Genomic DNA, 13,575 nt, shown 5'->3' with positions numbered 1-13,575 from the left:
CGGCTGTCCGGCGATAAAAGGAAGATCGATAATGGCACGGACCGGCCCCAAAAACTCAGCCCGCAGGGTGCTGACTTGGCTTGGAGCAATATTCGTTGTACTCACCGCTGTCCTGGCTGGCGGAGTCATTTCCGGCCATGCAAGCTGGGCTCCCAAGCTTGCCTTGGACCTTGAGGGCGGCACCCAGATGATCCTGGCACCGCGGGTAGAGGGTTCCAGCGAGATCACCGAGGAACAACTCAACCAGGCAGTTGCCATCATCCGGCAGCGTGTAGACGGCTCCGGTGTTGCCGAAGCCGAGATCAGCACCCAGTCGGGGCGGAACGTGGTGGTGAGCCTCCCGGGAACTCCATCCAAGGAAACCCGAGACCTTATCCAGGCGTCGGCGGACATGAACTTCCGTCCGGTGATCGCTGCGGCTGATCCTGCTGCCATCCCTGTCGAATCCCGTACGCCGGATGACAAGCTGCCCAAGCCCACTGCAGAGCCCACCAACGCGAGCGACACCAACTGGGTGACTCCGGAGGTCTACAAGGAATTCGAGGCGCTTGACTGCGTCAACCCTTCCGCCGAGAAGCGGGACCGTTCTGATCCGGCGAAGCCGCTGGTGACTTGTGAACCGGCAACGGACAAGACGCCCGCCATCAAGTACATCCTTGGTCCGGTGGAGGTCAAAGGCCAGGACATCAGCTCCTCGTCCTTCTCGCAGGTCCAGGGCGCACAGGGCTCGGTGACAAATTCCTGGGGTGTGAACATCACATTCAACGCCGAGGCAACTGCCAAGTTCAAGGAAGTTACGGAGCGGCTAAACCAGTTCTACACTGCGTCCCTTGCCCAGGGCGGCAACGACCCCAAGGCACAATTCGCCATTGTCCTTGATGACAAGGTCATCTCAGCACCGAGGTCCCTTGCTGTCATCACTGACGGAAAACCGCAGATCACGGGTAACTTCACCCAGGCCTCTGCAAAGGCGCTGTCCGACCAACTCCGCTACGGCGCTTTGCCGATCTCCTTCGAGATCCAGTCCCAGGAACAGATCTCTGCCACGCTCGGTGGGGATCAGCTCCGGCTCGGCCTGCTGGCCGGCCTCATCGGCCTGTTGCTGGTGGTTGTGTACTCGCTGTTCCAGTACCGCGCCCTTGGCTTTGTCACGATCGCTTCCCTGGTTGTCGCCGGTGGCTTGACCTACCTCGCCATCGCCATTTTGGGTTGGACTGAAAACTACCGCCTTTCCCTGGCAGGTGTTGCCGGCCTGATCGTGGCCATCGGACAGACGGCGGACTCATTCATCGTTTACTTCGAACGAATCCGCGATGAACTTCGTGAAGGCCGTGGGCTCGTGTCCGCCGTCGAGAATGGCTGGAAGCGCGCCAAGCGGACTGTGCTGGCTTCCAAGGCAGTGAACCTGCTGGCAGCGTTGGTCCTTTATTTCGTGGCCGTCGGCAATGTCCGTGGCTTCGCGTTCACCCTTGGCCTCACGGCCGTCGCTGACCTCATCGTGGTGTTCCTGTTCACGCATCCGATGCTGCAGGTCCTTGCCCGCACGAAGTTCTTTGGCGAAGGCCACAGGTTCTCCGGACTCTCACCTGACCGTCTGGGGGCTGTTCCGTTGTATCGGGGAGCCGGACGCCTCCGCACACCTTCCGAGAAGCCGGCCGTTGTCCGTGCACGCAATACAGGTGCCGCGGCTGAAGCAGAACGCCGCATGACCATCGCCGAACGGCGCCTCGCCGAGAAGGGCCAACTGACCGGTCCTTCCAACGGCACCAAGGAGGAGAAGTAATGACCACGAGCTTCGCAACCTTCGGCAACGAGCTTTACACGGGCAAGCGCTCCTACAACTTTGTTGATTCCAAGAAAATCTGGTTCATCATTGCTGCGGTCGCTGTGGCCCTTTCCATCCTGATCCCGGTTTTGAAGGGTGGCTTTAACCTCGGCATCGAGTTCCGCGGCGGCTCGGAGTTCACGGTCTCCAACGTGAAGACCACCGATGCAGGCCTGGGCGAAAAGGCTGTCCATGACGTCGTATCCGGTGCCGTTCCCCGTGTCGCGAACGTGGCGGGCAACACCATGCGGATCCAGACGGATCAGCTGACCGATGACGAGACCAACCGCATCAAAGAGGGCCTGACCACCGCTTACGGTGTAACGGACAACGAAGTCACATCAAACTTCGTTGGCCCCACGTGGGGCCAGGATGTCACACGTCAGGCACTCATCGGGCTGGTCGTGTTCGTTGGCCTCGCAGCTGTCCTCATGGCTCTGTATTTCCGGACCTGGAAGATGTCACTCTCTGCCTTGGTGGGCATGCTGGTCACGATGTTCACCACAGCGGGCGTCTACGCCCTGAGTGATTTTGAGGTGACGCCATCGGCCATCATCGGATTCCTGACAGTCCTGAGCTATTCGCTGTATGACACCGTGGTGGTCTTCGACAAGATCCGCGAGAACACAGCAGACATTTCCACTTCCACGCGCCGGACCTTCGGTGAAGAGGTCAACCTCGCGGTCAACCAAACCCTGGTCCGCTCCATCAACACCATGATGGTTGCCGTCCTTCCGGTTGCGGCGATCCTCTTCATCGGGGCCGGACTGTTGGGCGCAGGAACGCTGCGGGACCTTTCCCTGGCGCTGTTCGTCGGAATCCTCATAGGAACGGCAGCGACCATCTTCATCGCGGCACCGCTCTACGCCTGGCTGCGCCAAGGCGAGCCGGACCTCGTGAAGCAGGCCAAGAAGGTGGCCCACCGCAGGGCCGAGGCCACTGTTTAGGCTCTTTCCATCAGGCATTACGCGCTGGAAAAGGACCCCGCTTTCCAGCGGGGTCCTTTCTCGTTGACTTGCCGGGGCGCGCGTCATGTGCTGTCCGGTTGCGGAAGCATTCGCCTGCGGGAATAGACTGGAAGAATTAAATAGGTCGTGAGGGGTACTTCTGTGGAAGAACGTGCGACGTCGGCACCACCGACGGGCGGGGAGGACAGTCACCACGGTGTGACGGTTCCGGCAACAAGCGTGGCTGGACGGACTGCTGGTACGGTTCCAGTCGATACTCCCGGCGTGCGTCCAACCTTTCCGGGTCGCCGGGAGCGCACGCGATCCAGGCTTGCGCGGTTGACCGGCCGGGGGATGGCGCCGTACTCGCCGATTCTGGAACCGCTCCTGCGAACGGTGCGGGCCAACAACCCCAAAGAAGACTTCGACCTCATTCAGCGCGCATTCGCGGTAGCAGAGCGCAGCCACCAGGGGCAGAAGCGCAAGAGTGGTGATCCGTACATCACCCACCCGGTGGCAGTAGCCACCATCCTTGCTGAGCTCGGGATGACAGGGACCACCCTGGCCGCTGCGTTGCTCCACGACACCGTGGAGGACACCCCCTACACACTGAATGACCTCACCCGCGACTTCGGCCCGGAAGTTGCCATGCTTGTGGACGGCGTGACCAAACTGGACAAGGTCAGCTTCGGCGAAGCGGCCCAGTCGGAGACGGTCCGCAAGATGGTCGTGGCCATGGCCAAGGACATCCGTGTCCTGATGATCAAACTTGCCGATCGCCTCCACAATGCCCGTACGTGGCGGTTCGTTTCGGCAGAATCCTCGTCCCGTAAAGCCCGCGAAACGCTGGAGATCTTCGCTCCCCTTGCACACCGCCTGGGTATGAACACCATCAAGTGGGAGCTGGAGGATCTGTCCTTCGCGGCGCTCTACCCCAAGGTGTACGAAGAAATCGTCCGCATGGTGGGGGACCGCACACCCGAACGTGAGAAGAGCCTGAGCGTCATCCGCAACCAGATTGCCGATGATCTTCGGACTGCGCGGATCAAGGCGACCATTACCGGCCGGCCCAAGCACTACTACTCGATCTACCAGAAGATGATCGTCCGCGACAAGGACTTTGACGACATCAACGACCTCATGGGCGTTCGCGTCCTGGTTGATTCGGTGCGGGATTGTTACGCGGCACTTGGTACCCTGCACTCGCGATGGAACCCTCTCCCAGGGCGGTTCAAGGACTACATCGCCATGCCGAAGTTCAACATGTACCAGTCCCTTCACACCACGGTCATCGGCCCGGGTGGAAAGCCCGTGGAAATCCAGATCCGCACCCATGAGATGCACCGCCGGGCGGAGTACGGCGTCGCAGCCCACTGGAAATACAAGGACCAACCCAACCGTACTGCGGTGGGCCCGGGCAGCCCACGCGACGGCGATATGGGCTGGCTGCGGTCCTTGGTGGACTGGCAGCAGGAAACTTCGGACCCGGGCGAATTTCTTGATTCACTCAGGTACGAGATCAACGCACGGGAAGTCTTCGTCTTCACGCCCAAGGGCGAAGTCATGGCCTTGCCTGCTGGATCGACCCCTGTTGACTTTGCGTACGCGGTTCATACGGAAGTGGGGCACCGGACCATCGGAGCCCGCGTTAACGGCAAGCTTGTGCCGCTCAACAGTGAACTGAACCATGGCGACTGGGTGGAGATCTTCACCTCCAAGGCCGAGGGGGCGGGTCCGAGCCAGGACTGGCAACACTTCGTCAAGTCGGCACGGGCCCGGAACAAGATCCGCCAGTGGTTCACCAAGGAACGCCGTGAGGAAGCGATTGACCGCGGCAAGGATATGCTGACGCGGGCAATGCGAAAGCAGAACCTCCCACTGCAGCGACTCATGACGCATGATGCGCTGTCTGCCGTCGCCGAGGACTTCCACTACGTAGACATCTCCGGTCTGTACGCAGGAGTGGGTGACGGGCACACGTCTGCCCAGTCCGTCATGGAGAAGCTCGTAGAGCACCTTGGTGGACACGAGACCCCGGATGAGGACCTTGATGAGGTCAGCATTCCTACGCAGGTAGCCAAGTCCAAGTTTTCCGATTCCGGTGTCATTGTTCGCGGCGTGGGAGACGTGTGGGTCAAACTGGCCCGATGCTGCACCCCTGTGCCCCCTGACCCCATTCTTGGATTTGTCACCCGCGGTTCCGGCGTGTCGGTCCATAGGACTGATTGCACCAACGTCTCCGGGTTGCGTGATCAGCCGGACAGGATCGTCGAGGTCGAGTGGGCACCAACACAGTCCAGCGTCTTCCTGGTGGAGATTCAGGTGGAAGCCTTGGACAGGAAGTCACTCCTGTCCGATGTCACGCGTGTCCTGTCTGAAAACCATGTGAACATCCTTGCGGCTTCGGTGCACACCTCAAGCGACCGGGTGGCGATCTCCAAATTTGCTTTCGAAATGGGTGACCCAAAGTATTTGCACCATGTTCTCAGCGCGGTGCGGCGTATTGACGGGGTCTTCGATGTGTACCGCACCACGGGTAACAGGCGCAGGAGCTAGTTCGGGGACACGAGCCGTGCGAGCGTAGCGAGCGCACGCTTCTTGTGGGGAACCCGCGGCGCTGCCTCCACGGCAAGGGTGAGCAAACGGAGCCTGATGCCCAGATCGGGGTCGTCCAGGAGTCGCCGCAGTGCCGGCACGGCCTGGTCCGGCTCAACGTGCAGGGCAATGTCCGCTGCTGTTCGCAGGGGGCTGCTCACCAGCATGCCACCAACGCTTACAACGTCCAGTTGGCCAAGCCGGACCTCATGGAGGTTGCACCCCCGGGCGCTGCGCACGCTGGAGATACGATGCTTGGCATCCACCAGGAGTGATAACCGCTCCGGAGGGCTCGCACACCCGTAGATCCAGGCCGCGGTAAGCCTGCCCGCCACCACCTTGGTGCGCATCCTGTCCGGGACAGTCAGGGCAGCTGCACGGGCGCGGAGGCGGGGCGTGACTGCAACGCCGGGCGACGCATAGCTCCTGCCGTACAAGGGAAGCAGGATGCCATCCTGTGCCATGCCCTGCAATTCAGGCCAGGTGAAGATGCGGCTGGGTGCGTAGAGCTCGGCAAGCACGGGTTCCTGCAGTTGCGGGGCTGTGACGGGTGGGACCATTCATTGATCATTCCGTGTCCTGGCCGCAACAGTACAGGCCCTGCACCGGTCATGTGGATAACCGGTACAGGGCCTGCAGATAAACAGGGGCTCAACATGAACCCAAGGCTGCGTCAGGCGAGGTCGCTCGCTGAGCGCTGGATCTGGTCCAGCCACGCCTGACGTGCTTCAAGAGCTTCCCGCGCAGCCTTGATGCGGCGCTGGTCTCCGGCTTTTTCAGCTTTCTCCAGATCCTCCTTGAGCCCGGCAATCGCGGACTCAAGCTGCGACAAAGCGCTGTTGGTGCGGGCCTTGGTCTCCGGATTGCTCCGGCGCCACTTCTCCTCCTCAGCCTCGCGGACTGCGTCCTCCACCTTGCGAAGGCCGGCCTCGATGCGGCCCATGTCCGCCCTCGGGACCTTGCCGGCATCTTCCCAGCGGTCACGAATGGACTGCAGGGCCTTCTTGGTTGCGTTGAGATCGTTGATCGGCAGCAGCGCCTGGGCCTCAGCTACCAGCTGCTCCTTCACTGCAAGGTTGGCGGTGTACTCCTGGTCGATCTGGTCGTTCGCAGCCTGCCGGTTGCTGAAGAACACATCCTGCGCGGCCCGGAAACGGCCCCAGAGGGCGTCGTCATCCTTGCGGCTGGCGCGCGGGGTGGCCTTCCACTGATCCATGAGCCTGCGGTATTCACCGGCGGCGTAACCCCAGTCAGTGGAAGAGGAAAGCGCCTCGGCCTCTGCGATCAACGCTTCCTTGGCCACCTTGGCCGCAGAATTGTTGCTGTCCAGCTGCGAGAAGTACGCGCGGCGATGGCGATCGAATACAGTGCGTGCCGAGCGGAAGCGCTTCCAAAGCGCGTCTTCATTGCTCCGGCCAAGACGGACACCGCTCTTCTGCGCAGCCTTCCACGTCTCGAAGAGTTCGTTCATTCGCGCACTGGACGTCTTCCATTGGATTTGCGCAGGATCCTGGCCAGCGATGGACTCCGCCTCTGCCACGATGGCTTCGCGCGCAGCAAGCTCGTTGGCGCGGACGGCTTCATGGGCCGCTTTCTCGGACTTTTCCAGCTCGGCGATCTGTTCGGACAGCGTGTCCAGGCGTGCTTCGGCCGAACGGATATCGCCCACCATGTTGCGCTCTGCGAGCTGCTCGCGGAGGTGGGTCACCGTCTTCTGCATGTCCGTTGCCGGGGCTTTGGATTCCACGCGGTGTTCCAGCAGGACTATCTGGGCAATGACGTCGTCGTACTTCCGGGCGAAGTAGCCCAGGGCTTCGTCAGGGCTGACACCGGGATACTGGCCAACGGCAATCTCTTCGCCATCCAAAGTGAGGAATACGTGGCCGTCACCTTCGGCGCGTCCCCACTTGGCTGCCTCTGCAAGCGAGGCGGCAGACACTGCAGGCGCAGCGGGAACGACGGCGGCAGGCGCCTTCGGGCGGGCCGCGAAGGCAGCCGGGGAAGGAGTAGGACGCGAATCGGCAGGCTTGGCTTCCTCCGCTGCGGGTGCCGCCTCAGCCGCTGGTGCTTCCTCCGCTGCGGGTGCCGCCTCAGCCGCTGGTGCAGGCGTTCCTTCTGTCGCAGGCGTTTCTTCAGCGGCAGGGGCCTCGGTTGCTGCCGGTGTTTCGTCGGCCGCAACTGCGGGAGTTTGTTCAGTCGCAGGTGCAGCTTCAGCGCCGTTCGGGCTGTTTGCCTCGACTGCGTCTTGGTTGGCCACTACTGCTGTTTCGTCGGATTTCTGACTGTCTGTCACCGCTAAAAGTCTTTCGCTTGGAGGGACTGCTAAGGTACTGCACCCCGGACCGGGGCCAAAGGCTGGTTACTTCAGAGAAAACGAGTCTATCGTGACAGGTGCCACAGGGGCGCCGTCGGTCGCGTTTTCGCCCGGTTTCAGGCCGGCCGCAGCGATTTTCGTGACCACGTCCAAACCACTGGTGACTTTGCCGACCACTGTGTAACCACCGGCCGCGTCCGCAGGAATTGTCGTGTCCTTATACACAATGAAGAACTGATGACCGTTGCCGTAGGCGTTGTTTCCCGAACGGGCGACGGCGATTGTTCCAGCCGGGTATGTGTTGTCCGTTGGTGTGTTCTCCAGGGGACCCCAGCGGTAATTGGGATCATCTGAGCCGTCTTCGGACTTGGCTCCGCATTGCAGGAGGCCGAACGTATCGGACGTTGTCAGGCGGTGGCAGAAGGCGCCGTTGTAGTAGCCGGCATCGGTGAGGGACTTGATGACGGCCGCCGCCTGGGGTGCAGCAGTTCCGTTCAGTTCCAATCCCACAACGCCGCTGTTCAGTGCGAGCTCACCGGTGAAGGTCTTACCGGCTGCGGTGTCCGGGCTGGGTATGTCTGCGCTGTTGGAGGCCGAAGGAGAGGCCGACGGGGAGTTCAGTCCGGCCTCTGCGGCGGCGAACTCTGCCTCAGTGGGGTTGGAACTGAAAACAGTAAGTTGCAGTACCACCGCGAGGATCACAGCCGCGGCGCCCGCGCCGATGGCAACAGTGTTGTCGCGTTTGCGCCGCTTGCCCTGTTCCTGCCGCAGGGCACGCTTGGCTTCCATCTGCCGGATGCGGCGTCTCGCTTCGCGGTCATCCCGCGACCTTGTTGCCAAGAGTCCTCCTGATTGTGTCCACGTTCGCCGGCCGCCTGCAGGGACCGGGCATGCTGCATTAGATGTGCACGCGCGGAAAGCATAAACTGGCTGCCGCACATAGTTTATGCATGACCGGCTGGACGCCCGCCCCATAATCGCCGAAAAGGCCTTTAAAGCTGCGGTGCTCATTCCTGAGTCAGCTTTCATCGAGGAGATTTATCCACCATGGCACGTACCGCCTCCCTGTCCGGATTCCCCGAGTGGCTTCCCCAGGAGCGGTTGGTGGAGCTCCACGTGCTGGACACACTCCGGAAAACGTTCGAACTGCACGGCTTCTCCTCCATTGAAACGCGTGCCGTTGAAACAGTCGGCCAGTTGCTGCGGAAAGGCGAGATCGACAAAGAGGTCTATGGCCTGAGCCGCCTTCAGGACGACGAAGAAGATTCCCGGTCAACCACTACGGACAAGGCAGACAAAGCTGATCCGAATGCGCTTGCCCTCCACTTTGACCTCACTGTTCCCTTCGCACGCTACGTCGTGGAGAACGCGGGTTATCTGGCCTTCCCCTTCCGCCGCTACCAGATCCAGAAGGTCTGGCGTGGTGAGCGTCCGCAGGAAGGCCGTGCCCGCGAATTCACCCAGGCAGATATTGATGTGGTGGGCGATGGCGAGTTGCCGTTCCGCTACGACGTCGAAATTGCGCTGGTCATCGCCGAGGCCCTGAGCGCCCTCCCGATTCCGGACTTCCGCCTCCGGATCAACAACCGCAAGCTGGCTGAGGGCTTCTACCGCGGTATTGGCCTGACTGATACGGCCGGAGTCCTGCGGAGCATCGACAAACTGGAAAAGATTGGCGAAGGCAAAGTCGCTGAGCTGCTCAAGAGCGAGCTTGGCGCCTCGGATGAGCAGGCGGCACTGGCGCTCAAGCTTGCCACCATCCGCACCGAGGACACCTCGTTCGTGGAGCAGGTACGTGCCCTTGGGGTGACTGATGACCTTCTCGAGGAAGGCTTGAGCGAACTCCAGCAGGTCATTGAGGCCGCCGTCCAGCGCGCACCCGGCAAGGTGGTCGCAGACCTCAGTATCGCCCGGGGACTGGACTACTACACGGGAACCGTCGTCGAAACCGTCCTGGTAGGACACGAACAACTTGGCTCCATTTGCTCGGGCGGCCGGTACGATGCCCTGGCCAGCAAGGGAAACCGGAAGTTCCCGGGCGTCGGCCTGTCCATCGGCGTCACCCGCCTGGTCTCGCGGATCCTGAGCCAGGAGCTTGCAACGGCTACCCGTGCGGTGCCCACTGCTGTCCTGGTCGCTTTGAACAACGACGACAGTTGGTCCGCGGCACAGGACGTCGCGGCACAGCTTCGCGGCCGCGGTATTGCTACTGAAGTTGCCGCGAAAGCTGAAAAGTTCGGCAAGCAGATCAAGTTCGCGGATCGTCGCGGAATTCCGTTTGTTTGGTTCACTGACGATGACGGCAAGCACCAGGTCAAGGACATCCGGTCCGGCGTGCAGGTGGACGCGGACCCGGCCAGCTGGTCGCCGTCGGAGGAAGATCTGCACGTCCGTGTCATCACCGCCTGACCCAGGCCAGGTGATTCAGCCGCGGCCGGGGCGGGTAAACTCGGACGGGATCGTCTTTGCAATGATCTCTTGAAAATTCATGCTGAAAGGAATGCTGTGCTGCGCACACATGACCTCGGATCACTTCGCTCCGAGCACATTGGACAAACCGTTACCCTGGCCGGCTGGGTGGGCCGCCGCCGTGATCACGGTGGCGTTGCATTCGTTGACCTTCGTGACGCTTCCGGTGTCGCCCAGGTGGTTGTCCGTGAAGAAGAGGTCTTCCACGGCCTGCGGAACGAATACGTCCTGCAGGTGACGGGTACCGTCAACAAGCGTCCTGAAGGCAATGAAAACCCTGCGCTGGCTACCGGCGAGATCGAGGTCATTGCGGACAAGGTCATCATCCTGAATACCTCGGACCCCCTGCCGTTCCAGATCGACGAGCACGTCGAAGTGGGCGAAGAAGCGCGCCTTAAGCACCGCTACCTTGACCTTCGCCGCCCTGGCCCCGCACGGAACCTCCGCCTCCGCTCAGAGGCAAACCGCATTGCCCGCGAGTTGCTGCACCAGCGGGGCTACGTCGAGATTGAAACACCCACGTTGACGCGTTCGACGCCGGAAGGCGCCCGCGACTTCGTCGTCCCCGCCCGGCTTGCCCCGGGTTCCTGGTACGCGCTGCCGCAGTCGCCGCAGCTTTTCAAGCAGCTGCTCCAGGTGGGCGGATTCGAAAAGTACTACCAGATCGCCCGCTGCTACCGTGACGAAGACTTCCGCGCGGACCGCCAGCCCGAATTCACCCAGTTGGACATCGAGGCCAGCTTCGTTGACCAGGACGATGTCATCGAGCTCGGTGAAGCAATTGTGAAGGCCCTGTGGCAGCTGATCGACGTCGAGGTCCCCACGCCCATCCGGCGCATGACGTACCTGGACGCCATGGCAAAGTACGGTTCCGACAAGCCGGACCTGCGCTTCGGCCTGGAGCTGACCGAGTTGACGGAGTTCTTCAAGGACACCAACTTCGGCGTCTTCAAGGCACCTTATGTTGGCGCCGTCGTCATGCCAGGGGGTGCTTCGCAGGCGCGCCGTGCCTTGGATGCCTGGCAAGAATGGGCAAAGCAGCGTGGCGCAAAGGGACTGGCCTACGTTCTTTACAAGGAAGACGGCGAACTCGCCGGCCCCGTGGCCAAGAACCTCACCGACGAAGAGCGGGCCGGCCTGGCCGACGCCGTTGGTGCCAAGCCGGGTGACTGCATCTTCTTCGCCGCCGGCGAGAAGTCCGCATCACGGGCCCTCCTTGGCGCTGCACGTGTTGAAATTGGCCACCGCACTGGCCTGATCGATCCCAACGACTGGGCCTTCGTATGGATCGTGGACGCGCCGATGTTCGAGCCCGCTGCCGCTGCAGTTGCCTCCGGTGACGTCGCTGTGGGTGCCGGGCAGTGGACAGCCGTGCACCATGCCTTCACCTCTCCCAAGCCGGAGTTCCTTGACACCTTTGACAAGGATCCTGAGTCGGCTCTGTCCTACGCCTACGACATCGTGTGCAACGGCAACGAAATCGGTGGTGGCTCCATCCGTATCCATGAGCGCGAAGTCCAGGAACGCGTCTTCCAGCTCATGGGCCTGGACAAGGAGGACGCCCAGACCAAGTTCGGCTTCCTGTTGGAGGGCTTCAAGTACGGCGCGCCACCGCACGGCGGCATCGCACTGGGTTGGGACCGCGTAGTGGCTCTGCTCGCTGGTGTCGAGTCCATCCGCGACGTCATCGCCTTCCCGAAGACCGGCAACGGCTTTGACCCGCTGACTGCCGCTCCTGCCCCGATTACGGCACAGCAGCGGAAGGAAGCCGGCGTCGACTTCAAGCCGGAAACCAAGCCTGCGGCCAAGCCGGAGACCAAGTCCGAATAAGACGCTAGCCAAGGGCTCCCCACTCATGTGGGGGGCCCTTGGTGTTCCTTCAGATGAAAGGCGCCGGGATGTTGGAACAAGCATTCTTGGAAACCCTCATGGATAAGGCGTGGCCGGCCGTGGAGCGCAAAGACACGGGGGAGTGGGTGCTCCGCGCGTCCTCCGGGGTCACGCAGAGGGCGAACTCCGTGTGGCCGAGGAGCCTGCCTGGCGCGGCCGGAACTGCTGGCCTGGGCGGGACTGAAGACATAGCGCGGTCAGTCAGTTCGGCATCAGCCTGGTACAGGCAGCGGCGTCTCCCGCTCATTTTCCAGATATTCGATGACTCCCGTAGTGCAGGCCTTAATGCCGTCCTGGACGGGCAACGCTTCACCAGACAGTCCGAAACCCTGATTATGGTCCGGGGCATGGACGCCTTGGAGAACTTAAGTGCCGGGCCCAAGGGCGTAGAGGTCTCGGACACGCCCACCGATGAATGGCTTCGCTTGTGGTGGTCCGTGGATGGTCGCGGTGGCGAGGTGGAACTCGAGGTTGCCCGCACCATTCTTACCGGATGCAAGTCTCTGTACGCGCTGGTGAGGGACGACGACGGCGTGCCGGCCGCCGTCGGACGCCTCGCCCTGGTGGACGGCTGGGGAGGCCTCTACACAATGGCGACCTCGGTCACCCACCGCAGGCGGGGATACGCGACGATGGTCCTGTCAGCGCTGCTGGAGCAGGGGGCGGCCCGCAATCTCCAAGGTTTTTGGCTGTTGGTCACCGCATCCAACCGCGGTGCCCAGGCGTTGTATTCACGGGCCGGGTTCGTGGAACAAGGAAGCTATCTGTATCGGCAGGCTCCTTTGAGGCGGGCGCCGGGAGGCTGCTGAGCCGTAGTCACGTTGCTGGATCAGTCACCAGGATCCGGATGGAACAAGCATCCGAAGCAGCTTTTGCAAGCGCAGCAGTTTTGGGTTCCTGTACATCCAGGAAGGCAAGTTGGCTTCGGCTGGCCAGGGCCCGCAGGGAGGGTTGCGCCAGGACCAGGTCCACCAAGGCTCTGTCCCCGCCGGGAACAATGTACTCAACACGGTGGCCGGCGAAAATGCGCGCGGCCTGTTCCGCCGCGGAGTCCACCAAGGCGTCCGCCTGGTTGGAGCGGCGCCGGGCATAACGTTGTTGGGATTGGCCACCTGCAGCCGTTCTGGACTGAACATAGCGGTTACCGCTTTTGGATGCCAGGACCTTGCTGCCGCTCGCCACGGCCACAGCGAAACCGCCCCGACGCACCAGCAGGATACCCAGACCACGTTCCTGGCCTGCAAGAGCGGCAAGCCGTTCGATGTCAGTGGCGCCACGGCCTGGACGTCCATCGACCGGCCAGGGTGCCTTCAGGAGGGCAGAAGCCCCGTCAGCGGCGCGGAGGAGGATGCCGCCGTCGTCAGTCTCTTCAGTGAGTGGGCCATGGTTTCCGGCAAAGCGATCCACCCAACCCACCAGCCGTGATGCCGGCACGAGGGCCGTGCGGCTGGAGGCCCTCGGCGGCCGTTGTTGCGGGGCGGATGCGCGGCGGTCCACGTCGATGTCTCCTTTGTTGGAACTATGAGTAGCCTATC

At 62.1% G+C, this 13,575-nt stretch carries 10 protein-coding genes; 6 read left to right on the top strand and 4 right to left on the bottom strand.

The window, feature by feature from the left end; all coding sequences use genetic code 11:
- Window positions 1-31: 31 nt before the first annotated feature.
- From secD to LDN82_RS12810, 3 genes are all read left to right on the top strand, one after another.
- Window positions 32-1,783, top strand: a complete 1,752-nt coding sequence (gene secD / locus LDN82_RS12820; RefSeq protein ID WP_224164485.1) for a protein translocase subunit SecD — start codon at window positions 32-34, stop codon at window positions 1,781-1,783.
- Window positions 1,783-2,772 carry a protein translocase subunit SecF gene (gene secF / locus LDN82_RS12815; protein WP_224090588.1) on the top strand — a complete coding sequence of 330 codons (990 nt, stop codon included), beginning with the start codon at window positions 1,783-1,785 and terminating at the stop codon, window positions 2,770-2,772. The genes secD and secF overlap by 1 nt, the downstream gene beginning before the upstream one ends.
- Window positions 2,773-2,934: 162 nt before the next feature.
- Window positions 2,935-5,328, top strand: a complete 2,394-nt coding sequence (locus tag LDN82_RS12810) for a bifunctional (p)ppGpp synthetase/guanosine-3',5'-bis(diphosphate) 3'-pyrophosphohydrolase (protein ID WP_216925652.1) — start codon at window positions 2,935-2,937, stop codon at window positions 5,326-5,328.
- Here the strand turns inward: LDN82_RS12810 and LDN82_RS12805 are convergent.
- The 3 genes from LDN82_RS12805 to LDN82_RS12795 form a co-directional block, all read right to left on the bottom strand.
- Complete coding sequence (locus tag LDN82_RS12805; RefSeq protein WP_224164484.1) at window positions 5,325-5,927, bottom strand: hypothetical protein; 603 nt, start codon at window positions 5,925-5,927, stop codon at window positions 5,325-5,327. The genes LDN82_RS12810 and LDN82_RS12805 overlap by 4 nt on opposite strands.
- Before the next feature lie 113 nt (window positions 5,928-6,040).
- The gene (locus LDN82_RS12800) at window positions 6,041-7,660 is read right to left on the bottom strand and encodes a DUF349 domain-containing protein (RefSeq protein WP_224164483.1); all 1,620 of its coding nucleotides are present in this window, start codon (window positions 7,658-7,660) and stop codon (window positions 6,041-6,043) included.
- Window positions 7,661-7,726: 66 nt separating this feature from the next.
- Complete coding sequence (locus LDN82_RS12795; RefSeq protein ID WP_224164482.1) at window positions 7,727-8,521, bottom strand: peptidylprolyl isomerase; 795 nt, start codon at window positions 8,519-8,521, stop codon at window positions 7,727-7,729.
- Between the two features lie 207 nt (window positions 8,522-8,728).
- Between LDN82_RS12795 and hisS the strand changes: the two genes are divergently transcribed.
- The 3 genes from hisS (at window position 8,729) to LDN82_RS12780 (ending at window position 12,849) form a co-directional block, all read left to right on the top strand.
- Window positions 8,729-10,090 carry a histidine--tRNA ligase gene (gene hisS / locus LDN82_RS12790; protein ID WP_224164481.1) on the top strand — a complete coding sequence of 454 codons (1,362 nt, stop codon included), beginning with the start codon at window positions 8,729-8,731 and terminating at the stop codon, window positions 10,088-10,090.
- Window positions 10,091-10,186: 96 nt separating this feature from the next.
- Window positions 10,187-11,980, top strand: coding sequence for an aspartate--tRNA ligase (aspS, locus tag LDN82_RS12785; RefSeq protein ID WP_224090574.1), 1,794 nt, complete (start codon window positions 10,187-10,189; stop codon window positions 11,978-11,980).
- Between the two features lie 68 nt (window positions 11,981-12,048).
- Window positions 12,049-12,849 (top strand): GNAT family N-acetyltransferase, encoded by an 801-nt coding sequence (locus LDN82_RS12780; protein WP_224164480.1) that lies wholly within the window; start codon window positions 12,049-12,051, stop codon window positions 12,847-12,849.
- A gap of 7 nt (window positions 12,850-12,856) precedes the next feature.
- Here the strand turns inward: LDN82_RS12780 and LDN82_RS12775 are convergent, their stop codons facing one another.
- Window positions 12,857-13,537, bottom strand: a complete 681-nt coding sequence (locus LDN82_RS12775) for an acVLRF1 family peptidyl-tRNA hydrolase (RefSeq protein ID WP_224164479.1) — start codon at window positions 13,535-13,537, stop codon at window positions 12,857-12,859.
- Window positions 13,538-13,575 lie beyond the last annotated feature (38 nt).

Source organism: Arthrobacter sp. StoSoilA2 (genome assembly GCF_019977195.1).
Lineage (GTDB): Bacteria > Actinomycetota > Actinomycetes > Actinomycetales > Micrococcaceae > Arthrobacter.
The sequence above is the reverse complement of the archived record's forward strand: the minus strand, read 5'-3'. Positions and strand labels throughout refer to the sequence as shown.